This is a genomic window from Lentzea sp. NEAU-D7, assembly GCF_026242055.1.
Classification (GTDB): domain Bacteria; phylum Actinomycetota; class Actinomycetes; order Mycobacteriales; family Pseudonocardiaceae; genus Lentzea.
The window spans coordinates 3,357-23,987 of sequence record NZ_JAPJDL010000013.1 but is presented as its reverse complement, the minus strand read 5'-3'; the positions used below and the strand labels follow the sequence as shown (position 1 = coordinate 23,987).

General features: G+C 71.4%; 23 protein-coding genes. 7 read left to right on the top strand and 16 right to left on the bottom strand.

Features of this window, described 5'->3' with window-relative positions:
- Positions 1 to 4: 4 nt before the first annotated feature.
- Positions 5 to 604: a DedA family protein gene (locus ORI60_RS25140; RefSeq protein WP_266040322.1), complete on the top strand. Its 600-nt coding sequence runs from the start codon at positions 5 to 7 to the stop codon at positions 602 to 604.
- On the opposite strand, the gene ORI60_RS25135 is transcribed toward ORI60_RS25140, so the two are convergent.
- Positions 567 to 1,286, bottom strand: coding sequence for an SDR family NAD(P)-dependent oxidoreductase (locus ORI60_RS25135; protein WP_266040321.1), 720 nt, complete (start codon positions 1,284 to 1,286; stop codon positions 567 to 569). The two genes, ORI60_RS25140 and ORI60_RS25135, sit on opposite strands and share 38 nt — an antisense overlap.
- Positions 1,287 to 1,394: 108 nt before the next feature.
- Here ORI60_RS25135 and ORI60_RS25130 point away from each other — a divergent pair, with 108 nt between their 5' ends.
- A complete protein-coding gene (locus ORI60_RS25130; protein WP_266040320.1) occupies positions 1,395 to 2,237 on the top strand; it encodes an alpha/beta fold hydrolase in 843 nt (280 codons plus the stop codon).
- Here the strand turns inward: ORI60_RS25130 and ORI60_RS25125 are convergent.
- The 4 genes from ORI60_RS25125 to ORI60_RS25110 are packed head-to-tail and all read right to left on the bottom strand — an operon-like array spanning position 2,212 to position 6,202.
- The gene (locus ORI60_RS25125; RefSeq protein ID WP_266040318.1) at positions 2,212 to 3,315 is read right to left on the bottom strand and encodes a macrolide family glycosyltransferase; all 1,104 of its coding nucleotides are present in this window, start codon (positions 3,313 to 3,315) and stop codon (positions 2,212 to 2,214) included. The genes ORI60_RS25130 and ORI60_RS25125 overlap by 26 nt on opposite strands.
- 32 nt (positions 3,316 to 3,347) lie before the next feature.
- Positions 3,348 to 4,259: a Gfo/Idh/MocA family protein gene (locus tag ORI60_RS25120; RefSeq protein WP_266040316.1), complete on the bottom strand. Its 912-nt coding sequence runs from the start codon at positions 4,257 to 4,259 to the stop codon at positions 3,348 to 3,350.
- Positions 4,260 to 4,263: 4 nt separating this feature from the next.
- Positions 4,264 to 5,331, bottom strand: coding sequence for an ABC transporter permease (locus ORI60_RS25115; protein ID WP_266040314.1), 1,068 nt, complete (start codon positions 5,329 to 5,331; stop codon positions 4,264 to 4,266).
- A 1-nt stretch (position 5,332) separates the two neighbouring features.
- Complete coding sequence (locus ORI60_RS25110) at positions 5,333 to 6,202, bottom strand: ABC transporter ATP-binding protein (RefSeq protein ID WP_266040312.1); 870 nt, start codon at positions 6,200 to 6,202, stop codon at positions 5,333 to 5,335.
- Positions 6,203 to 6,291: 89 nt separating this feature from the next.
- Here ORI60_RS25110 and ORI60_RS25105 point away from each other — a divergent pair, with 89 nt between their 5' ends.
- A complete protein-coding gene (locus ORI60_RS25105; RefSeq protein ID WP_266040311.1) occupies positions 6,292 to 6,765 on the top strand; it encodes an NUDIX hydrolase in 474 nt (157 codons plus the stop codon).
- On the opposite strand, the gene fdhD is transcribed toward ORI60_RS25105, so the two are convergent.
- Complete coding sequence (fdhD, locus tag ORI60_RS25100) at positions 6,762 to 7,601, bottom strand: formate dehydrogenase accessory sulfurtransferase FdhD (protein WP_266040310.1); 840 nt, start codon at positions 7,599 to 7,601, stop codon at positions 6,762 to 6,764. The genes ORI60_RS25105 and fdhD overlap by 4 nt on opposite strands.
- A 390-nt stretch (positions 7,602 to 7,991) precedes the next feature.
- A complete protein-coding gene (locus ORI60_RS25095; RefSeq protein ID WP_266040308.1) occupies positions 7,992 to 9,233 on the bottom strand; it encodes an MFS transporter in 1,242 nt (413 codons plus the stop codon).
- Between the two features lie 62 nt (positions 9,234 to 9,295).
- On the opposite strand from ORI60_RS25095, the gene ORI60_RS25090 reads away from it, so the two are divergent.
- A complete protein-coding gene (locus ORI60_RS25090; protein WP_266040307.1) occupies positions 9,296 to 10,441 on the top strand; it encodes a molybdopterin molybdotransferase MoeA in 1,146 nt (381 codons plus the stop codon).
- Between the two features lies 1 nt (position 10,442).
- Here the strand turns inward: ORI60_RS25090 and ORI60_RS25085 are convergent, their stop codons facing one another.
- The 8 genes from ORI60_RS25085 to pcaH all read right to left on the bottom strand — a co-directional run bounded on the left by ORI60_RS25085 (position 10,443) and on the right by pcaH (position 17,519).
- Positions 10,443 to 11,630 (bottom strand): hypothetical protein, encoded by a 1,188-nt coding sequence (locus ORI60_RS25085; RefSeq protein WP_266040306.1) that lies wholly within the window; start codon positions 11,628 to 11,630, stop codon positions 10,443 to 10,445.
- Between the two features lie 45 nt (positions 11,631 to 11,675).
- The gene (locus tag ORI60_RS25080; RefSeq protein ID WP_266040304.1) at positions 11,676 to 12,764 is read right to left on the bottom strand and encodes a winged helix DNA-binding domain-containing protein; all 1,089 of its coding nucleotides are present in this window, start codon (positions 12,762 to 12,764) and stop codon (positions 11,676 to 11,678) included.
- Between the two features lie 34 nt (positions 12,765 to 12,798).
- The gene (locus ORI60_RS25075; RefSeq protein WP_266040302.1) at positions 12,799 to 13,968 is read right to left on the bottom strand and encodes a 4-hydroxybenzoate 3-monooxygenase; all 1,170 of its coding nucleotides are present in this window, start codon (positions 13,966 to 13,968) and stop codon (positions 12,799 to 12,801) included.
- Between the two features lie 61 nt (positions 13,969 to 14,029).
- Positions 14,030 to 14,371, bottom strand: coding sequence for a 4-carboxymuconolactone decarboxylase (gene pcaC / locus ORI60_RS25070; protein WP_266040538.1), 342 nt, complete (start codon positions 14,369 to 14,371; stop codon positions 14,030 to 14,032).
- Positions 14,368 to 15,123, bottom strand: coding sequence for an alpha/beta fold hydrolase (locus ORI60_RS25065; RefSeq protein ID WP_266040300.1), 756 nt, complete (start codon positions 15,121 to 15,123; stop codon positions 14,368 to 14,370). Before ORI60_RS25065 ends, pcaC begins: the two co-directional genes overlap by 4 nt.
- The gene (locus ORI60_RS25060; protein WP_266040298.1) at positions 15,120 to 16,298 is read right to left on the bottom strand and encodes a lyase family protein; all 1,179 of its coding nucleotides are present in this window, start codon (positions 16,296 to 16,298) and stop codon (positions 15,120 to 15,122) included. Before ORI60_RS25060 ends, ORI60_RS25065 begins: the two co-directional genes overlap by 4 nt.
- A complete protein-coding gene (locus ORI60_RS25055; RefSeq protein WP_266040296.1) occupies positions 16,295 to 16,789 on the bottom strand; it encodes a protocatechuate 3,4-dioxygenase subunit alpha in 495 nt (164 codons plus the stop codon). The genes ORI60_RS25060 and ORI60_RS25055 overlap by 4 nt, the downstream gene beginning before the upstream one ends.
- Positions 16,782 to 17,519 (bottom strand): protocatechuate 3,4-dioxygenase subunit beta, encoded by a 738-nt coding sequence (pcaH, locus tag ORI60_RS25050; RefSeq protein WP_266040294.1) that lies wholly within the window; start codon positions 17,517 to 17,519, stop codon positions 16,782 to 16,784. The genes ORI60_RS25055 and pcaH overlap by 8 nt, the downstream gene beginning before the upstream one ends.
- A gap of 109 nt (positions 17,520 to 17,628) precedes the next feature.
- On the opposite strand from pcaH, the gene ORI60_RS25045 reads away from it, so the two are divergent.
- Together ORI60_RS25045 and ORI60_RS25040 are read left to right on the top strand one after the other, a co-directional pair.
- Positions 17,629 to 18,201 (top strand): TetR/AcrR family transcriptional regulator, encoded by a 573-nt coding sequence (locus ORI60_RS25045; protein WP_266040292.1) that lies wholly within the window; start codon positions 17,629 to 17,631, stop codon positions 18,199 to 18,201.
- 69 nt (positions 18,202 to 18,270) lie between these two features.
- Positions 18,271 to 19,083, top strand: a complete 813-nt coding sequence (locus tag ORI60_RS25040; RefSeq protein WP_266040290.1) for an alpha/beta fold hydrolase — start codon at positions 18,271 to 18,273, stop codon at positions 19,081 to 19,083.
- Here ORI60_RS25040 and ORI60_RS25035 read toward each other — a convergent pair.
- Entirely contained in the window at positions 19,080 to 19,892 is an 813-nt protein-coding gene (locus ORI60_RS25035) for a cellulose binding domain-containing protein (protein ID WP_266040288.1), read from the bottom strand. The genes ORI60_RS25040 and ORI60_RS25035 overlap by 4 nt on opposite strands.
- 223 nt (positions 19,893 to 20,115) lie before the next feature.
- Here ORI60_RS25035 and ORI60_RS25030 point away from each other — a divergent pair, with 223 nt between their 5' ends.
- A complete protein-coding gene (locus ORI60_RS25030) occupies positions 20,116 to 20,526 on the top strand; it encodes a ribonuclease domain-containing protein (RefSeq protein ID WP_266040286.1) in 411 nt (136 codons plus the stop codon).
- The last annotated feature ends 105 nt before the right edge of the window (positions 20,527 to 20,631 follow it).

Genomic DNA, 20,631 nt, shown 5'->3' with positions numbered 1-20,631 from the left:
GGCTGTGCTGACCGAGTGGCTCCACGCCGTTCCACCGTTGCTGGTCTACGTCGTCGTGGGCGTGGTGGTCGGGGTCGAGAGCATGGGGATCCCGTTGCCGGGCGAGGTCGTGCTCGTGGCGGCGGCGCTCATGGCCTCGCACCACGACGGCGTCTCACCGCTCTGGGTCGGCGTCGCCGCGTCCGCCGGCGCGATCATCGGCGACAGCGCCGGGTACGCGCTGGGCAAGCGGTTCGGGCCGCGGATCTTCGGCTGGGCGGGCGAGAAGTTCCCCCGCCACTTCAGCGAGGACAAGATCGGCCGCGCCCAGGCGCTGTTCGAACGGCACGGCGCCTGGGCGGTCTTCTTCGGCCGGTTCGTGGCGTTGCTGCGGATCCTGTCCGGGCCGCTCGCCGCCACGATGGGCATGCACTACGGGAAGTTCCTGCTCGCCAACGCCGCCGGCGGCGTCCTGTGGGCCGGCGGCACGACGGCCGCGGTCTACCTCGTGGGCGAGGCGGCCGAGCGCTACCTCGCGGAGTTCTCCTGGATCGCACTCGTGGTCGTGCTGCTCGCCGTCATCGGGTTCAGCGTCCGAGCCCGGCTCCGCCGTTCACCCCGATGACCTGGGCGGTGATGTGCCCGGCCTCCGGTGAGGTGAGGAACGCGATCGTCGCGGCGACGTCCGCCGGGGTGCCCGCGCGGCCGTTCGCCGTGTTGCCGACGAGCACCCTGCGCCGTTCCTCGCTCAGGGTGCCGCCGAAGAACTCGGTGTCCTCGGTGACGCCCGGCGACACCACGTTGACCGTGATCCCCCTGCCTCCCAGCGAGAACGCGAGATCCGCGGTCCACGCCTCGACCGCGGCCTTGGCCGCACCGTAGGAACCCGAACCCCGCCGGCCCGCGATCGAGCCGACCGTCACCACCCGTGCGTTGTCCGCGAGCCGCGGCTCCAGCGCGGTCGTCACGAGCACGGCGCTGACCACGTTGGCCTCGTAGCTCGCGATCCACAGGTCCCGCACCTCGGCCAGGTTCTCCGGCGCGGGACGACGCCGCGCCACGTTGCCGCCCGCGTTGTTGACCAGAACGTCCACCTGCGGAGGAAGATCGTCCAGCGCCGCCCGCACCGCCTCCGGGTCCGCCGCGTCGAACGCGACCGCCCGTGCGCCGATCTCGCCGGCCGCCGCCTTCAGCACGTCCTCCCTGCGCCCGGTGATCACCACGTCCAGACCCTGCTCGACGAGCCGGGCCGCCACCGCCTTGCCGATGCCCGTACCGCCGCCGGTCACCACTGCTGTTCGCGTCATGCGAGCCTTGATACCAGTGGTGAACATGCAGGTCGATCGGTTAGTCGGCCCTCGGAGGTTCACGTCTGTGACTAGGCTGCTCAGACCCGAATCTCCTGGGGAGACAGCATGGAAACTCACGTTCTGGAAACAGACGGCGCCGCCATCACGTACGACGTGAGCGGTTCCGGTGGCCGTCCGCTGATGATGATCGGCCAGCCGATGGACGCCAGCGGCTTCGTCGCGTTGCGCGCGCAGTTCCCCGACCGCACGGTGATCACCTACGACCCGCGCGGCATCGGCCGGAGCACCCGTTCGGACGGTCGCACCGACAACACCCCCGAGACCCAGGCCGCGGACGTGCACGCGGTGATCGAGGCCGTCGGCGGCCCGGTCGACCTGTTCGCGTCGAGCGGTGGCGCGGTCACGGCCCTCGAACTCGTCGCCGCGTACCCGGACGACGTGGTCACGCTCGTGGCGCACGAGCCGCCGATCATCGACGTGCTGCCCGACGCGGCCGCCGCTCGCCGGGCGCGCGACGCGTTCATGGACGCCTACCAGGCCAAGGGCCAGGGCGCGGGCATGGCGGCGTTCATGCAGATGAGCTCGTGGCAGGGCGAGTACACCGACGAGTACTTCGCGCTGCCCCTGCCGGATCCCGCGCAGTTCGGGATGCCGTCCGAGGACGACGGCAGGCGCGACGACCCGTTGCTCGGGAACTCCTCGCTCGCCATCACCGACTACTACCCGCGGGTGCAGGAGCTGGCCGCCGCGCCGACCCGCGTCGTGATCGCCGTCGGCGAGGAGACCGGTGACGCGTTCACCGGCCGCACGGCCGTCCACACGGCACGCCTGCTCGGCCAGGAGGCCGTCGTGTTCCCCAGCCACCACGGCGGGTTCCTCGGCGGCGAGTTCGGTTACGCGGGCAAGCCCGAGGAGTTCGCCGTCAAGCTCCGCGAGGTGCTCGGCTGAGGATGACGTCGGCCGCTCGCTGAGCGCCACCGGCGTCGGCGATGGCGGCACGCATCCGGTCGAGGTTGCGCCGGATCGTGCCGTCCGCCGAGACCCGATCGACGGCCGCGCGCAGGTCCGCGTGGTCGTCGACCTGTTCGCCCAGGCCGAGCTCGACGACGCGGCGGGCGTTCCCGGCCTGTTCCGGGGTCTGCGGCACGACCACCAGGGGCACTCCCGCGTGCAGCGCCTCCATGACGGAGTTCATGCCGCCGTGGGTGATGAACGCGGCCGCGTGCTTCAGCACTGCGGGCTGCGGGAACCACGGCCGCACTTCGGCGGTGTCCGTTCCGCGCACGTCGCGGGCCGTCATCGCCACCTGCCACCGGCCGTCGGCGAACTGGTCGAGACACGCCTGGTAGAAGGCCTGATCGCTCATGACCGAGCCGAGCGAGACGTAGAGCAGCGGCAGGTCCGTGCGGCGGGGCGCCCACTCCTCGTCGGCCCGGCGTCCCAGCACGGGGCCGACGAAGTGGAACGACGCGTCGAAGGTCTCCCCGGACGGCTGGTACTCCCGCGGCACGAACACCACGCTGCAGGCCTCCAGTGCCTCGACGGTGCTCCACGGGTCGAGCTCGACGTCGTGCTCGACGGCGAACCGCGCGGTGTCGCCGGCGAGGTACCGGTCCAGGTCGACGTCCATGACCCTGTGGTGCTCGTTGGACGCGACGTGCGGCACGGTCCGCACCGCGGGGACACCGAGCCGCCGCGCGACGAGGCGTGCGGGCCAGTTGGTCGCGTCGTAGCAGATCAGGTCCGGGCGAGCGGTCCGGCAGTGGCCGAGCAGGACCGGGTAGGTCGCGGCCATCGCCCTGAAGTAGTGCGGGAACCACTCGTCGATCGGGTTGCCGGTGACGGGCCGGAAGGCGGGCAGCGCGGGGAGTTCCACCCATCGCGCGCCCGCCCCGGTCACCGCCTCGGCGTGCTCGGCTCCGGTCGCGTACTCGACCTCGGCGCCGCGCGCGGCCAGTTCCTCGACCACGGCGAGGGTCGGCGTGACGTGGCCATGTCCCGCGAGCGTGACGAACAGGATCCCCATTGCTCCGATCCTGCCGAACGCGCGCAAGCGGATTACCGCAGGAAGGCCTCGACCACCTCGGCCACGCGCTGCCCGCTGGCGAAGTCCGCCAGGTCACGCGGGTGCTCGCCCCGCACGGCCTGCGCGAACAGCGTGAGCCGCGAGTAGTCGGAGCCGGTCTGCTCCAGCGCCACCGGTTCCCACGCTCCCCCGTCCGAAGTGGACAGCAGGGCCCACTGGTCCAGGCGCAGCGATCGTTTCGTGCCCCAGGCGGTCCACTCGTAGACCTCGGGCCCGGCCAGGCCGGAGAACGCCGACACGTGCACCGGCACGCCGCTGCCCCGCAGCACGCCGCGGGCCGCCACCTCGGCCGCGCCGGGTTCGGGGAAGTCCGACGACACCGACTCGACCGCGAGCGGCCCGAGCATCCGGTCGGTCAGGTAGACGAAGTGCGACAGCACCTCGCGGACGAACCCGCCCTGCTCGGAGCGCGACAGCCAGGCCGCCTCCGCCTGGAACGCCCTGGGCCAGCGCGGGAACTGCAGCCGGATCTCGACGCCCCGCAGCGTGCCCAGCTCGGGCAGCCGCCGTTCGATCTCGACGGTCGCCACCATGTCGGACAGCGCGAAGTTGACCGCGTTCGGGCGGCCCCGCGCGGCCTCGGCCATCGCGCGGGCCTCGCCCAGGTCGACGGCCAGCGGCTTCTCGCAGAACACCGCCTTGCCCGCCTCGAAGGCCTTCAGGACGAGCCCGGCGTGCGAGGCGGGTGGCGTCGAGACGTACACGGCGTCCACATCGGACAGCACCTCGTCCAGCGTCGTGACGACCGGGACGTCGAGCGCGCGGGGTGCGACGTCGACGCCGGCGACCACGGTGAAGCCGGGATGCTGCCGCGCCGCCGCCAGCATCCGGGTGCCCATGGCTCCCAGGCCGACGACGGCGAGGCGAATCGGATCAGCGGTCATGGCCCTATTCTGCAGGTGCCCAGGCCTTGGACAGCTTCACCCGTGCTCCGGTCTGCAGCAACGAGCCGGTGTAGAGCCGGGACGCGACCAGCAGGATCGTCACCACGGTCGCCGCGAGGACGCCGAGCGACAGGATCGCCTCCCACGGCTGTGCCTGCTGCGCGAACAACCGCACCGGCATCGCGACGCCGGCCGTGAAGGGCACGAACGACATCCACTTCAGCACCACGGGGTTCTCGAAGAAGAACTGCACGCCGAAGTACGGTCCCATCACCGCGATCATGACCAGGCCCATCGTCGAGCCGAGGTCCTCCTGGCGGCTGACCAGCGCGCCCGCGACCGCCCACATGGACGAGATCAGCACGAACCCGAGCATCAGGAACGGGATGAACCAGCCCAGCGCGGGTGCCACCACCCCCAGCAGTTCGCCGAGTCCCGCGACCCGCAGTGCTATCGGTGCCGCGAGCGCCAGCACCACCACCTGGCCCAGCGTGAGGATCGTGTGCCCGAGGATCTTGCCGGCGAGCAGCGCCCGCACCGGCACCGTCGAGACGAGGATCTCGACGATCCGCGTCTGCTTCTCGGTCACGGTGCTCTGCGCGATCGCCGCGCCGCCCATGCCGAACATCAGGAACACCAGCCCGAACACGAGGACCGTGACGAACCGCTGGCCGGAGTTCACCGCCGAGGCGTCCAGCAGCTCCACCGGGGGTGCCTGGACGAGCTGGCTGACCACGTCGCTCGGCGCGTCGTTGAGCGCGAGGACCTTGATCCCGCCGCCGTCCGGCACGATCGCGGCCTCGACCTCGTCGGCCCTGACCAGGTCGGCGGCTTCCTCGACGGTGCCGACCTCGCGCACGTCGAGTTCCTTGCCCTGCACCACCTGCACGGCCGAGCCGACGGCGGCGACCTTGGGGTCGTCGCCGCCGAACACCGTCGGCAGCACGGTGAGCGCGAACAACCCTACGATCGTGAAGGCGAACCCGATCCAGAACCCCTTGGTGGTGACCAAGGTCTTCATCTCACGTTCGGCGACGAGCCACGTCGCCTGGCTGAAGGAGGCCCGAGCCATGTCAGATCACTTCCCTGAAGATCTCGTCCAGCGTGGGCACGACGGGCGTGAACGAGCGGACCTCGCCGCGGTCGAGCGCCGCCCTGAGCACCTGCTGGGGTTCCGCCTCGAACACCGCGCGCGGCCCGTCGAGCTCCAGGATCCTGGCGCCGGGCACGTCGCGGACCCAGCCCGCGTCCTCCGCGACGACGATCTCGTAGCGGCTGCCCGCGTGCCTGGCGCGCAGCTCCTCGCGTGACCCGTTGGCCACGACCCGTCCCTTCGAGATGATCACGACGTCGTCGCAGAGCCGTTCCACGATCGCCAGCTGGTGGCTCGAGAACAACACCGGCACCCCGCCGGCGGCCCGCTTGCGCAGCACGTCCAGCACGGTCTCCACGGCGAGCGGGTCGAGCCCGGAGAACGGCTCGTCCAGGATCAGCACGGCCGGCTCGTGCACCAGCGCGGCCGCGATCTGCACGCGCTGCTGGTTGCCGAGCGACAGCTCCTCGAGCCGGTCCCCGGCCCGTTCGGTCAGCTCCAGGTCGTGCAGCAGCGCGTCGGTGTTGCGCTGCGCGGTCTCCCTGTCGACGCCGTGCAACCGCGCCAGCCACGTGATCTGGTCGCGCACCTTCATCTTGGGGTAGAGCCCGCGTTCCTCCGGCATGTAGCCGAAGTCCGGCCGCGTCTGCGCCGTGACCTCCTGCCCCTGCCAGCTCACCGTTCCCCCGTGCGCGGCGAGCACCCCCAGCACGATGCGCATCGTGGTCGTCTTGCCCGACCCGTTGGCGCCCAGGAAGCCCGTCATCCGGCCGGGCCGGACGTCGAAGCTCACCTCGTCGAGCACCTTGTGATCGCCGAAGCTCCGGCTGATCCCCCTGACAGTCAACATGGGAGGAACGGTAGGTCGTCGCGTTCAAGATCGCGTCCGCCGCGCGGCATCATCCTCGCGGAGGACGCCTTACGGGCTAACGTGCCCGCATGACGACCTTCCGGCTGGCCGCCTACGCCGTGAGCATCGAGAACGACCGCGTGCTGCTCGTGCGTTGCGCGTCAGCGTTCGACGAGGGCCACTGGTCGCTGCCCGGCGGTGCCGTGGAGCACGGCGAGGACCCGTTCGACGCCGTCGTCCGCGAGGTCGCCGAGGAGACCGGGTGCGCCGGCGAGGTCGAACGCCTGCTCGGCGTGGACTCCCGCTTCATCCCCGCGGCCGAGCGCCACTTGCCGGAGAAGGGGCCGCACCAGAACGTCGGCGTCTTCTACCGCGTCCGGATCACCGGCGAACCGCGGCCCGAGCCGAACGGGGCGACCGCCGATCCTGTGTGGACACCGCTGGCCGACGTCGCGGGGCTGCGCCGGTCCTCGCTGGTCGACGTCGGCCTGGCTCTCGCCAGGGAGACGCCGCCGACCGGGCACGTCGCCGCGGTCCCGGTCGGCGGCCTGGTCCTGCACTAGCGGACTCGGGCCGTGACCCCCAGCCGGTGGCCGCCCGTGTAGACGTTCATCGACGTCCCGCGCAGGAACCCGACCAGCGTCACGCCCATCTCCTCGGCGAGGTCGGCGGCCAGCGACGACGGCGCGGACACGGCGGTGAGCACCGGGATCCCGGCCATGACCGCCTTCTGCACCAGTTCGAACGACGCCCGCCCGCTCACCATCAGCACGGTGCCCGTCAGCGGCAGCCTGCCCCCGCGCGTCGCCCACCCGACGACCTTGTCGACCGCGTTGTGCCGGCCGACGTCCTCGCGCAGGCACAGGAGGTTGCCCCCGGCGTCGAACAGCCCGGCCGCGTGCAGGCCGCCGGTGCGGTCGAAGACCCGTTGCGCGGCACGGAGTTTCGCCGGGAACTCCGTGATCGTCCCCGGGTCGAGGCGGATCGGGTCGTCCGCCACCCGCCAGGTCGCCACGGTGCGCACGGCGTCCAGGCTGGCCTTGCCGCACAGACCGCAGGACGAGGTGGTGTAGAAGTTGCGTTCGATCGAGGGGTCCGGTGGTGCGACGCCCTCCCCCAGGCCGACGTCGAGCACGTTGTAGGTGTTGCCCCCGTCGGCCGTGGCGCCCGCGCAGTAGCGGATCGACGCGATGTCGGACGGCGCGCGCACGACGCCCTCGCTGACCAGGAAGCCCGCGGCCAGGTCGAAGTCGTCACCCGGCGTGCGCATGGTCACGGCGAGGGACTTGCCCCGCACGCGGATCTCCAGCGGTTCCTCGACCGCCAGCGTGTCCGGCCGCACGGTGGCCGCGTCGTCCACCAGCCGCACCACGCGACGCCTGCTCGTCACTCGTCCCACGCGTTGCCTCCCTGCAGATCGCGACGCACTCGTCGAGCAGGCGCCGCAACACCTCGTCCCCGGACATCGCCCTGACGGCCCTGGTCACGACCCAGCCGCGCGGCCACCACCGCGGCGCGACGATCCCGGCCCTGGTCGCGCAGTGCGCGACCAGGCGTTCGGCGGGCGCCTTCTCCGTGCCGATCACCCTGACGGCGAACGGAAGGAGCTTCTGCCGTCCGTCCTCTGTGGACTGGTCGTTGACGCACCGCGCCACGCACGCCAGCACCGGCTGCACACAGGCGGGCCGGTCCGACCACACCTCGCCCGCGAGCACGGACGTCAGCTCCATCAGGCAACAGCCGTCCGCCGGCGTCCGGTGCCAGCCCTTCGCGAGCCGCGGCACGCGGCTCACAGGCGCGGCCTTCCCGGGTGCGACAGGTGCGCGGTGAGCACCGCGCCCGCCAGTCCGAGCACACCCGCCGCGACGAACGCGAACGCGGGCCCCTGCGAGGCGAGGACCACGGCGGCCAGCAACGCGCCGGCGGCCTTGGCGGTGTAGAGGACGCCGAAGTTCTGGGCGCCGTTCGTCTCGCCGAAGTACTCCCTCGTCACGCCGACCAGCAGGGAGTAGCAGCACCCGGTGCCGAGGCCCGCGAGCGCGGCGCCGGAGAGCAGTCCCGCGACGTTCTGGGAGTACAGCAGCACGAACTGCGCCAGCCCGCCCGTCGCGAGCGTCCACACCAGAGCCTTCCTGCGCCCGACCCGGTCCGAGATCCACCCGACCAGCACGCGCCCGGTGCCCGTCGCCGCCGCCAGCGTGGCCAGCGCGACGACCCCGAGCACCTCGTCGCCGACGAACAACGGCAGGTACGCCAGGTCGTAGAGGGACACCGCCGCCGCGAACGCGACACCGCCGTACAGCCACCAGAACGTGCCGCACCGCATGGCCTCGCGCGTCCGGAACTCCTTGAGCGCGGACCGGTTGGGCACGCGCGCCCGGTCGAGCGCCCACTCGCGGGGCGGGACGTGCGGCGGCCACCAGTGCTCGGGCGGGTCCTTCACCACCGCGCCGGCCACGGCCACGACGACGGCGATCACGATCCCGGCCCGCAGGAGGAACCCGCCGCCGAAGAACAGCCCGGCGGCCAGCACGAACGGCACCGACCCGTACGCGAACGCCCCGCTGACGAACGCGACCTTCCGCGTGACGCGCTCCGGGTACCACCGCACGACGACGCCGAGGCACGTGGCGTAGACCAGCCCGGCGCCGATGCCGCCGAGGATCGCGTACCCGACCAGCTGGCCCTGCCCGAGCGTCAGCAACCCGGCGCCGCACAGGACCGCCCCGATCCACATCGCGCCGGTGGGCGTGAGCCTGCGCCGCTCTCTCAACCAGGCCGCCGGGAACGCCGTGCCGGCCTGGCACACGGTCCACAACGCCAGTGCCCAGAACAACTCCGGCACGCTCCACCGGTCCTGCAACTGGGGGATCAGCGCCCCGAACCCGTACTGCCCGATGCCGGCCGCGAGCATCGCCGCCCAAGCGGCCCACAGCACCGTGCGACGCGAACGCCCCGACGCCTCGACGTCGGTCTCCCCCACCCGGTAGAGCCTGCCGGCGTGATCACGTACGTAAGTCGCGACTGGCATGCCCTTCACCCCGTCCCGAGGATTGCATACAGTATTCGGTAGGCTATACCACGGGAGCCACGATGACCATGCCCTGGAAGCTCGCCCGCCAGACGGCACGCGATGCCGTTAAGCCGTTGGAGGCGACCGAAGCAGTTCTGTCCGACGCCCTGGGCCTGGCGCTCGCCTCGGGCGTGCGGGCCCTCACCGACCAGCCGACCTGCGACACCTCAGCCATGGACGGCTACGCGGTGACGGGCACCGGCCCGTGGCGGATCACCGGCAGGGTGGCGGCCGGAGACCCGGTGCCCGGGGTGGTCCTGCGGTCAGGCGAGGCGTTCGGGGTGGCCACGGGCGCACCGGTGCCGGACGGCTCGGATCTCGTGGTTCCGGTGGAGCTCTGCTCCACCGACGGCAAGGTGCTCCACGTCGTCGACGAACGCCGCCCCGCCCCACCGGGCAGGCACATCCGCCGCCGCGGCGAGGACTGGCCGGCAGGCAGCGAACTCGTGCCCGCCGGTTCCCCCATCACCCCGGCCGTCCTGGGCCTCGCGGCGGGAGCGGGCCACGACACCCTCCTGGCCCACCGCCGCCCGAGGGTCGCCGTGATCGTGACCGGGGACGAACTCCTCCACACCGGCCTCCCCCACCCAGGCCGGGTCCGCGACGCCCTCGGCCCGATGCTGCCCGGTCTGCTCACCAGGGCCGACCTCCTGGGCACCACCCACCTGCGCGACGACCCGTCCGCGCTGACCGGCGCCCTCGCGTCCGGCCAGGCCGACGTCCTCGTCACGTGCGGCGCCACCTCGGCGGGCCCGGCCGACCACCTGCGCCGGGTGCTCGCGGGCCTCGGCGCCGAGATCCGGATCAGCGGCGTGGCGTGCCGGCCGGGTCACCCGATGCTGCTGGCCGTCCTGCCCGACGGCCGCTGCGTCGTCGGCCTGCCCGGCAACCCGTTCGCGGCGCTGGCCGCCGTGGTGACCCTGCTCCACCCGCTGCTCGACGCCCTGGGCGGCCACGCCGCCCGCCCGCCGGTCACGGCCTGGCTCCCCGACGTCGGCGCCCACCGCGCGGACACCCGCCTGGTCCCGGTCACCCGGTCCGGCGGCCTGGCCGCGCCGGTCGGCCACGACCGTCCCGGCTCCCTGTGGGGCGCCGCGCTCGCCGGCGCGCTCGCGGTCGTCCCGCCCGGTCACCGGGGCGGGGAAGTGGAGGTCCTGACGTTCTGACTCAGCCGAGACCGAGTGCGGCTCGGTGCTGCCAGGCGAGGCGGAGACATGCTTCTGTGTTCGGAGAAACGTTGTGCGCGCGGCAGTAGCGTTCAACGGTCGCCTCGTCGAACGGAAGGCCGGTCCTGTGATCACCAGCGATGACGGTGCCTTCCTCGTTGCGCGCCGGGACGGGTGCGAAAACCTCGTCGAACACCTCCGCGTCGATCACGCAGACGGTGAGGAGCTCGGTTTTCCACGGGAGCGGATCGATTCCCAGGCCAAGGATCTTGACCTGGAGTTTTCCCGTCACACGTGCCATCTCCAGTTCCCGGTACGGCGACTCTGACGCATAGTCGATCCAACGGCCGCCCTGTCCCTGCGCGTCCGGTACGCCGAGCATCTCCTCGGCGTACTCACGCATGATGTTCCGCCACAGACTCAGGTCGCGGAACACCGCTTCACTCGACACGTCAGACGGCGTGAACTCACCCGCCGGTATCAAGCCGATCATCGAGGCGTTGTTCACGACGTTCGTCGGATCCCGTTGGTGCAGGAAGAAACCCGCCTGATCACCGTTGCGGCGAATGGTCAGGGTGTCGATGCCGAGGCCGGCCACCCTCTTGCGGAAGTCGAACGGGTCCCGCAAGCGACGCCGATACGGCCGCCGTCGAGATGTCTGTGCTTCGAAGGCGAGCACCTCGCTCGTGTCGAGATCGGCGAAGTAGCTCGCCTTGGCGAACACCATCCGTTTCGTGTCCTCGGTGAGCTCCACCTCGATGAGCCGGTAGATCACACCGTCGAAAAGCCTGGTCAGTCCGATGATCTCGATCAGCGCGGTGCTGTACCGGGTGATGGGCGCAATCTGCATCTTCGCCAGCACCTTGGACGACTGACGGCGGAACTTCGCGATGTCGTCGAGCTGCTCGTCCAACCATTCGATCTTCACATCGGCCAGGTCGAACGGCGCAAGGCTTGCCCACTCCGGCTTTGCCAGCACAGGCAGGTCCGGCTGCTTCAGGTGCTCGGGACTCACAGCCAGCATTCGACGGGTCAGGTCTCGCTGGTTGTCACGCAAAGATCGCAGCTGATCGCGGAACCGGTCTCTGCCGCCGGACCGCTTCGACGTGCGCCACATGGACCAACCTGCCCATGTCGCCGGTATGGCCACAAGGATCGCGCCGATTGCCAGGTAGTCCGTCAAAGTCATGTCGCCTCCCGCTCGACACGTTGTCGTCGCGGGCGGCGGATCCCGTTACCTGCGGGAGCGCCAGCTGACCTTCGACGACCCCGCCTCCGGCGCGTCCTTCACGACCGTCCGCACCGGCAGCCCGAGGAAGTCGCCGAACCGCGCGGTGTGCTCGGCGAGCCGGTCGACGTCGAAACCCGGCAGCGGCCGCAGTTCCACGTCGACCGACGTCTTCTTCATGACCCGCCGCCACAGTCCGGCGACCTGGCCGTCCTCGATGATCGTCGCGTGGAACATGCCGTTGTAGGTGGAGATCGGGATCTCGTCGTAGCGGGTGAAGTGCGCGCTCCGGTCCTTGTAGCCGATCAGCATCTCGTCGTAGGCGGGCAGCACGAACGCGCCGGAGCCCGGCGTGAGGTCCGGCGGCAGCCAGTACTCCTTGCCGTCGAACTCCTCGCGCACCAACGAGTCCTTCACCGCCTCCAGGCCGCGGGAGGCCTCGCGCACGCCGATGCCGCACCAGTTCGCGAAGTCCGCCAGGGTCGCCGGGCCGTGGCTGCCGAAGAACCGCGACGCCAGCACGGCCATCGCCTCGTCGCCCTCCAGCGAACGCTGCCGCGGTGCCCACTCGTCCAGCAGGACGAACGTCTGCTCCTTGCCGCGCGGCGGGCCGGGCACCACCAGGCCCTCCTGGGCGAGGTGGATGAACGTGAAGTAGCTCTGCTGCCGGTCGTCCGGGATGCCGACGCCCGCCATCAGGTCGATCATCTCGCGCCGGGTGAGGCAGCCGCCGCCGGTGAGCGCCTCCACGAAAGTCTTGCGCGCCAGCGACATCAGCTCGGGCGTCATGTGGTGGTACTGCCACGCCTTGGGTGTCAGCCGGGCGAGGTCGCGGGCGCCGAACAGGCCGAGCATCCACCGGACGTCCTCGGCCAGGACGTAGTGGATCGTGCCGCGCATCAGCCACGTGCGGACGACCCGTCCGGCCTGCAACGCCTCCTCGACGTCGGCGACGCGGGCCGCGGCGGTGCGCAGCCCGATCGCCCACAGCGACTGGCCGTAGTCCTGGCCCTGCACGGCCCCGAGCGAGCGGACGACGTCCTCCGCCGACCGGAGCCTCCCGATGTTGCCGAGGCGCAGTGCCGCGATGTCCATCGGGACAGTCTCGGCGACCGCGCTCCAGCCCCGCTCAAGCGGGCCAGCAGCCGGTGTAGCCCTCGGCCAGGTACCTCGATCCGGCCTCCGAGCCGACGACCGAGGCCAGCTCGCCGAGTTGCCTGCGCACGTCGAAGTCCGTCGCGGCGGGCAGGGCGTGCAGCATCGTGGTCATCCAGTAGGAGAAGTGCTGCGCCTTCCACACCCGTTCCAGGGCGCGCGGGCCGTACTCGTCGAGCGCGTCCGGGTCGTTCTTGAGCAGCGCGCGTTCGACCACCTCGCTGAGCACGCTCACGTCGGCCAGCGCCAGGTTGAGGCCCTTGGCGCCGGTCGGAGGCACGGTGTGGGCGGCGTCGCCGGCGAGCAGCAGGTTGCCGTGGCGCATGGGTTCCGCGACGAACGACCGGAAGCGCAGCACCGTCTTCTCGGTGATCGGGCCCTCGTTGAGCGTGAACCCGTCCGGGCCGGCGACCCGCGCCTGCAGCTCCTCCCAGATCCGGTCGTCGGACCACGCCGCGGCGTTGGTGTCCGGGTCGCACTGGAAGTACATGCGCTGGTGGGTCTCGGTGCGCTGGCTGATCAGCGCGAACCCGCGCGGCGAGTGCGCGTAGACCAGTTCGGGGGCGCTGCGCGGCGCCTCGGTGATGATGCCGAACCAGGCGAACGGGTACTCGCGGGAACTGTGCCTGCGCAACGCCTCCGGCACCTCGGCGCGGCAGGTCGAGCGGGAGCCGTCCGCGCCGACGAGCAGGTCGCAGCGCACCTCCCGCGGCACGCCGTCGCTGTCGGTGAACCGCATCGCGGGCCCGGTGATGTCGACCGACGTGTCGCTGACGCCGAACCGCACGTCGCCGCCGTCGCGTTCGCGCGCGTCGGCGAGGTCCACGAACACGTCGGTCTGCGGGTAGAGCCAGACCGACTCGCCCACGAGGGCGCGGAAGTCGACGCGGTGGCTCTCGCCGCCGAACCGCAGGTCGATGCCCTCGTGCGGATGTCCTTCGCGCAGCACCCGGTCCGACACGCCGGTGCCGGCCAGCAGACGTGCGCTGTCGGCTTCCAGGATGCCCGCGCGGACCGTGTTCTCGATCTCGAAGCGTGTCCTGTTGTCGATCACCACGCTGTCGATCCCGTTGAGGGACAACAGGTGTGAGAGCATCAGCCCCGCCGGTCCCGCGCCGACGATGCCGACCTGGGTGCGCGTCATCAAAGCTCCTTCGTGAGCGGGACGGGAAGTGGAGAGATCCATCGCACCATCGAGCGGACGTTCACACGCCCTCCTTCAAAACCTGACGTGCCACCGCGAACGCGTGGTTCGCCGCGGGCACACCGCAGTAGATCGCGCTCTGCATGATCACCTCGGCGATCTCCGCCTCGCTCAGCCCGTTCCGCACGGCCGCGGCGACGTGCAGCTTGAGCTCGTCCCAGTGGCCGTGCGCGATCAACGCCGTGAGCGTGATCGCGCTGCGCATCCGGCGGTCGAGCCCGGGCCGGGTCCAGATCTCGCCCCACGCGTACTCGGTGATGAACTCCTGGAAGTCGCGGGTGAACTCGTCCGGCTTCGCCCGGTCCACGTGCGCGTCCCCGAGCACCTCGCGCCGAACCTTCATGCCGTCGTCGTAGGACACCGCATCTCCCTGAGCACCTCGATCACCGTTCGCGCCACCGCCGCCGGATCCTCCGCGGGCGGCAGGTGGCCACATCCCGCGAGCACCACGTCCGCGCCGTCCGGCGCCACCACGACGTCGTGCTCCCCCACCAGCGTCCGCAGGGGCCTGACCGCCTCGCCGGCCTCGAACGACGCCAGCGCCTCACACGCCAGCGCGTACGACTCCCGGTCGGTCTCCGCCAGCGCCGTGAGCAGTCCTCCGGCTACCCGCGGCGCCCGCTCGACGAACCCCGGTGCGAACCAGCGCCGCATGGAGCCGTCCACCATCACCGGTGTCCCGGCCCGCCGCACCAGCGCGGCCCGCTCCCGCCACATCTCCGGCTCGCCGATCCGCGGCGCCGCCCCGATGCACACGACGGCCTCGAACGGCCCTTCGCGCCGGGCGGCCAGCTCGAACCCGACGGCGCCACCGAACGACACCCCGGCGTAGGCGCACGGCCGTCCGCCGGCCAGGGCGTCGACGCGCTCCGCCAGCTCGTCGGCGATGCCCGGCACGGTGAAGGCCTCCTTCGCCGGCTCACCGCCGCCGTGCCCGGGCAGGTCCCACCCGATCACCTCGAAGCCGTCACCGAGCGCCGCAGCGCAGTCCCGCCACAGCAGGCTCACGGAGGTGCCCAGCGAAGGCCCGACCACCAGCAGCTCCCCGGACCCCTCGGCCCCCGCCAGCCGCGTCAGGCTCAGCGAAGTCGTCATTTTCTGTCAGACCTCTTTGAGACGATGGGAGTGGGGGCTTCGCGCTCCCCCCGGAGGGGGCCCAGTCGGGATCGATTCCGACGGAGCGCCTCGTCCACGAACGCCTCCGCCGCCCCGAGGTACGAGGCCGGGTCGGTGCCGCCGCCCCGCTCCGCCAGCAGGTCCGCGGCGGCCTCGTCGGCCCGGCGCGCCATCACGTCCGCGCGCACTTCGAGTCCCTCCGCCAGTTCCGCGGCCTGCGACGCCGCCACCACCGCCAGCTCCAGCAACGCCCGCAACGCGGGCCATTCCGCGTGCCAGGCCCCGTCCGGCCGCTCGTCCACCGCCCGCGCCGCGCACAGGTGCAGCTGCGCACCCAGGCCGGGAGCCCGCAGGGCCGCGCTGTTCACCAGCACCGACAGCACCGGGTTCCGCTTGTGCGGCATGGTCGAAGACCCACCGCGCCCCGCCACGAACCCCTCGCGGACCTCACCGATCTCCGGCCGTCCCAGCGTCAGCAGGTCCGCCGCCATCACCCCGAGCGCGTCGCAGCACCGCACCACCGCGTCGCCCAGCCGCGTGATCGGCGCGCGGTAGGTGTGCCAGGGCATCCCCGGCCACACCAGTCCCAGGTGACCGGCGAACTCCGATGCCGCCGCGAGCGGATCCGGCACACGCGACAACGTTCCCGCCGCACCCCCGCACTGCACGGGCAGAGTGCGCGCCACGATCTCCAGTTCGTCCACGGAGTCGAGCACGCCCACGAGCCACCGCGCGGCCTTGAGCCCGAACGTGATCGGCACGGCGTGCTGCGTCAGCGTCCGCCCCGCCATCACGCTGGACCGGTGCTCGCAGGCCAGCCGGGCCAGCGCGCCGGCGACCCGGCCCAGATCCGCCGAGACCCGCTCCAGAACATCTCGCGCGAGCAGCATCAACGCGGAGTCGAGCACGTCCTGACTGGTCAGTCCGGTGTGGACGGTCTCGGAGACCTCGTCCCGCAACGCGGAGACCAGCGGCAGCACCGGGTTGCCGGCGGCCTCCACCTCGGCCGGATCCAGAGACGGAACCCAGTCGCCGAGCGAGAGCGACACGCCGAGCACGCGCGCCCAGGCGACCTCCACCTCCAGCATCGCCCGCACCAGCGCGGCGTCGTCGACGAGGCCGTCGGCGCGATGAGAACCGGGCAGCACGATCACGTCCGCGGGAACTTGAAGAACACCGTCTCGGACGGCCCCTGCAGGTGGATGTCGAACCGGAGGCGCCCGTCGGCCTCCCGCGAGGCGACCAGACCGTCGACCGCGCCCTCGGCGCCGGGCAGGTAGATGCGGGTGAACAGCCGGTCGAGCAACCCGCGCGCGAACACCGTCACCGCGAAGAACGGCAGCCCCGGCTCGACGGTGCTGAACCAGTAGTGCCCGGCGCCGTCGGTGCAGGAGCGGCCCCAGCCCGTGAAGCCGGCACCGCGCCGTCGCAACGACCCGCCCGCCCGCGGCACGACACCGGAGGCGTCGGACTGCCGGATCTCGATCATCGCGTCCGGCACGGGCTCACCGGCTCCGTCGTGGACGTAGCCGTGCAGCACCACGGATCCGGCCGCGCCGAACGGCACCAGCTCGGAGTCACCGGGGAACGCGAGCGCGTGGTGGAAGAACGGGCCGATGGTCTGGCCGGGAGTCGTTTCAGTCATCGGACGGCTCCAGGTAGGTCGCGTGGCTGCCGGTCAGCACTATGTCCCAGCGGTAGCCGAGCAGCCACTCGTGCTCGGACCGCGAGTGGTCGTACGACGCGATCAGCCGCGCCAGCGCGGCCGGGTCGGTGATCGACTGCGCGATCGGGTCCAGCGCCAGCAGCTGGTCGCCGGGGAAGTACATCTGCGTGATCAGCCGCTGCGTGAAGTCGGTGCCGAACAACGAGAAGTGGATGTGCGCGGGCCGCCAGGCGTTGTGGTGGTTGCGCCACGGGTAGGGGCCCGGCTTGATCGAGGTGAACGAGTACCAGCCGTCGTCGTCGGTCAGGCACCGGCCGACGCCGGTGAAGTTCGGGTCCAGCGGCGCCGGGTGCTGGTCGCCCTGGTGCGAGTACCGGCCGGCGGCGTTGGCCTGCCAGATCTCGACGAGCTGGCGGCGCACCGGGCGGCCGTCGCCGTCGAGCACGCGGCCCTGCACGCGGATGCGTTCGCCGATCGGCTCGCCACCGCGCTGCACCGTCAGGTCGGCCTCGACGGCGGCGACGTCGGAGTTCCCGAAGACGGGCGCGAGCAGCTCGGCGCCCTCGGGGTCGACGTGCCTCGGTTCCTTGGTGGGGTGGCGCAACGTCGTGCTGCGGTACGGCGCGAAGTCCAGCAGCGGCGCACCTCTCGGTGAGTCGGCCTGGATCTTCGCGATCTCCTCGCTGATCTCTTGCTGGCTGCTCGTCACGCGAAGGAACGCTAGGCAAACGTCGCATAGGAGTCGACCGGACCTTTCCACTGAACGGAAAGCCTCGTGTTAACTTGACGCACCCGAGACGACCGCTCATATTGACGGGATGGCCAGGGCAAGCGTGCGGGAGCAGATCGTCGACGCCGCGTTCGAGCAGTTCCACAGGCACGGCTACAACGCGTGCGGCGTCAAGCTGATCACCGACAGCGCCAAGGTGCCCAAGGGGTCGTTCTACAACCACTTCGAGAGCAAGGAAGCACTCGCCCTCGTCGTGATGGACCGCTACGGCGAGACGCGACACCTGGACGAGCTGCGGGCACCGAAGACCGCGCCGCTGACCCGGCTGCGCCGCCACTTCGAGGCTCTCGCGCAGGACATCGTGGACTTCGGCTACGAACGCGGCTGCGTCTACGGCAACTTCAGCACCGAGGCGGCCGACCACATCCCCGCGATCCGCGCCGGCGTCGAAGCCGCCTTCGACCACTGGGCGGGCGCGATCACCACCACGCTTCGCGAGGCCGTCGACGACGGATCTCTCACCACCACCCAGAGCCCCGAGACCCTGGCGCGGTTCCTCCTCAACTCCTGGGAGGGTGCCATCGTCGGCGAACGCGCCGCCAAGGACGGGTCGTCCTTCGCCGCCTTCTTCACGGTCGTCTTCGAGGTCGTCCTTCACTGAGACCGGTCAGACAGAACTGCGCGCCGCGTTTCCTTGACGAAGTTCAAGACGACCGGTCATATTGAAGTCATGAGTGACATCCACCCGAGGTTCCGCACCATCGACGGCTTGTCGATCCGTTACGCCGTGAGCGCGAGCAGCAAGCCGTCGGCCCTGCTGCTCAGCCCGTGGCCCGAGAGCATCTACGCCTACGACGCGACCTGGGCGAAGCTCGCCGCGCACGCAAGCCTCGTCGCGGTCGACCTCCCCGGCTTCGGGCACTCCGAAATGCGCGAGGACCTGTTGTCCCCCAGCCGGATGGGCGAGTTCGTCGTGCGCGTCGCCGACGCGTTCGAGCTCGACCGCCCGCACGTCGTCGGCCCCGACATCGGCACCAGCGCGGTCCTGTTCGCGGCCGCCCGGGCGCCGGGCCGGTTCCGCAGCATCGTGATCGGCAGCGGCGGCTCGGTCTCCCCGACCGACCTGGGCTCGCCGCTGCACGACTGGGTCCACGACGAGGACCTCGCGCCGTACCGGGCACTGGGCCCCAAGGACGTGGTGACCGCCGCCATGGACGCCATCGAGGGCTACCAGCTGCCCGACTTGGTGCGGCAGGACTACCTCGCCGCGTACCAGGGCCAGCGGTTCGTCGAGCAGATGGCGTACGTGCGCGCGTACCCGGCGGAGCTGCGGAAGCTGAGCGAGCTCCTGCCGGGCATCACCACGCCCGTCCAGCTGATCAACGGCGAGCGCGACCCGGTGGTGCCGGTCTCCAACGCGGAACACCTGCACGAGCGGCTGCCGAACAGCAGGCTGGACGTCGTGGACGCCGGGCACTTCGTGTGGGAGGAGAACGCGGACGAGTACGCCCGCATCGTCACCGACTGGTGGCGGCGGCACTAACCCGTGGTGCAGGCCGCTCCGTTGACGCTGAACGAGCTCGGCGGCGAGCTCGGACCGGTGGCGGAGCCGTTGAACCCGAACGTCACCGAGCCGTCCTTGACGATCAGCGCGTTGTAGCCGGCGTTGGTCACGCTCACCTCGGCGCCGGACTGGGACACCGTGCCGTTCCACAGCTGCGAGACGGTCTCCCCGTCGGCGAACCGCCAGCGGACCGTCCAGCCCTCGACCAGTGCGCCGCTGACGTTGCGGATGGTCACGTCGGCCTGGAACGCGCCGGGCCACTGGTTGGTGATCCGGTAGACCACGATGCACGGCGCGGGCGGCGGCGCGGCCGTGGTGCTGGTCGACGTGGGACAGTCGCCCTGAGCCCACAGGCCGAGTTTCGCCTTCGCCGCCTTGCTCTCCGCCTCGACCAGCGGGCCACCGTCCACGCCGGAGGTGCGCAGGAAGCCGTACTGGACGGCCAGCAACGCGTAGTCGGTGCCGTCCGGCAGCGCCAGCGAGACCTCGCCCGGGGTGATGCTGCTCACCCGGACTTCCTTGTCCAGCAACGCCTTCCTGGCGAAGTCGAGGGCGGCGGGGGCGGCGCACGCCGTCGGCTCGGCCAGCATCGAGATGCGGGCGCGCGTCCCGTCGGCCAGCTCGACGGTGCGGCCGTCCACAACGGTCCGCACCTTTGTGGACGGCTCTTTTGCTGCCGTGTCGGAAGAAGAGGCGCGGGGTGCGGGGAAAGGCCTGCCGTCCTGCGGGGCCGTGCACCCGGCCACGAGCAAGGTCAACAGCACCAACAAGTGCTTTCGTGCTGCCATTGGACAAATCTATCGCCGGAGGAAGCATCCGCAATCGGCTGTTCGGAGTTGATCAACTCGGGCGTTCAGAGTCGTGAACGGCCGGAGCCGTGCGCGGGGGTGGCCCGATGTGCGAGCGTGGGGCGGCCACAGTTGCCCGGATGGTTCCCTGCCGTTCATCAGCTCGTGGTGATCAACCGAAAAGATCACGACGTTCCTCGTTCCCTGCCGATGGAGGTCTGAAGTGCACACCCTGCAACCGCACCGGACACGTCGCCTGTTCGCCGCTCTCGCCGTCGTCGCGTCCGTCTTCGGCGTGACCACGGCCGTCTCCCCTGCGGCCGATGCCGCCGTCTACGGCTCCTGCACGCAGACGCGCTGCGAGGCGGCCCGCTCCGCCAGGTCGATCTGGTCGGGCAAGGGCTATCCGAGCACGCGCGGCTGGAACAGCTGGCCGAACGGCCAGTGCAACTTCGCTGGCGGTGTGCACCAGAACCGCGAGGGCCAGCTGCCGGCCGGCCACAGCTACCTGGAGTTCGACGTCTACCCGCGTGCCTGCGGCGCGTCCCGGGACGCGTACCGGATCATCGTCGACCGCACCGCCGGCACCGTCTACTTCTCCCCCGACCACTACGCGAACTTCTACCGCCTCTGAGGGTTTCACCCGGCGCGGGGGGGGGGGCCCCCCCCCCCCCCCCCCCCCCGGGGGCGGGGCGCCCCCCCCGCGGGGGGGGCCCCGCGCCGGGGGGGGGCGGGGGGG

Bases quoted from the DNA above. Each gene is read 5' to 3' on its own strand.
- ORI60_RS25135 (WP_266040321.1), bottom strand. From the start codon at position 1,286: ATGACGCGAACAGCAGTGGTGACCGGCGGCGGTACGGGCATCGGCAAG.
- ORI60_RS25130 (WP_266040320.1), top strand. From the start codon at position 1,395: ATGGAAACTCACGTTCTGGAAACAGACGGCGCCGCCATCACGTACGAC.
- ORI60_RS25125 (WP_266040318.1), bottom strand. From the start codon at position 3,315: ATGGGGATCCTGTTCGTCACGCTCGCGGGACATGGCCACGTCACGCCG.
- ORI60_RS25120 (WP_266040316.1), bottom strand. From the start codon at position 4,259: ATGACCGCTGATCCGATTCGCCTCGCCGTCGTCGGCCTGGGAGCCATG.
- ORI60_RS25115 (WP_266040314.1), bottom strand. From the start codon at position 5,331: ATGGCTCGGGCCTCCTTCAGCCAGGCGACGTGGCTCGTCGCCGAACGT.
- ORI60_RS25110 (WP_266040312.1), bottom strand. From the start codon at position 6,202: ATGTTGACTGTCAGGGGGATCAGCCGGAGCTTCGGCGATCACAAGGTG.
- ORI60_RS25105 (WP_266040311.1), top strand. From the start codon at position 6,292: ATGACGACCTTCCGGCTGGCCGCCTACGCCGTGAGCATCGAGAACGAC.
- ORI60_RS25095 (WP_266040308.1), bottom strand. From the start codon at position 9,233: ATGCCAGTCGCGACTTACGTACGTGATCACGCCGGCAGGCTCTACCGG.
- ORI60_RS25090 (WP_266040307.1), top strand. From the start codon at position 9,296: ATGACCATGCCCTGGAAGCTCGCCCGCCAGACGGCACGCGATGCCGTT.
- ORI60_RS25085 (WP_266040306.1), bottom strand. From the start codon at position 11,630: ATGACTTTGACGGACTACCTGGCAATCGGCGCGATCCTTGTGGCCATA.
- ORI60_RS25080 (WP_266040304.1), bottom strand. From the start codon at position 12,764: ATGGACATCGCGGCACTGCGCCTCGGCAACATCGGGAGGCTCCGGTCG.
- ORI60_RS25075 (WP_266040302.1), bottom strand. From the start codon at position 13,968: ATGACGCGCACCCAGGTCGGCATCGTCGGCGCGGGACCGGCGGGGCTG.
- pcaC (WP_266040538.1), bottom strand. From the start codon at position 14,371: ATGAAGGTTCGGCGCGAGGTGCTCGGGGACGCGCACGTGGACCGGGCG.
- ORI60_RS25065 (WP_266040300.1), bottom strand. From the start codon at position 15,123: ATGACGACTTCGCTGAGCCTGACGCGGCTGGCGGGGGCCGAGGGGTCC.
- ORI60_RS25055 (WP_266040296.1), bottom strand. From the start codon at position 16,789: ATGACTGAAACGACTCCCGGCCAGACCATCGGCCCGTTCTTCCACCAC.
- ORI60_RS25045 (WP_266040292.1), top strand. From the start codon at position 17,629: ATGGCCAGGGCAAGCGTGCGGGAGCAGATCGTCGACGCCGCGTTCGAG.
- ORI60_RS25040 (WP_266040290.1), top strand. From the start codon at position 18,271: ATGAGTGACATCCACCCGAGGTTCCGCACCATCGACGGCTTGTCGATC.
- ORI60_RS25035 (WP_266040288.1), bottom strand. From the start codon at position 19,892: ATGGCAGCACGAAAGCACTTGTTGGTGCTGTTGACCTTGCTCGTGGCC.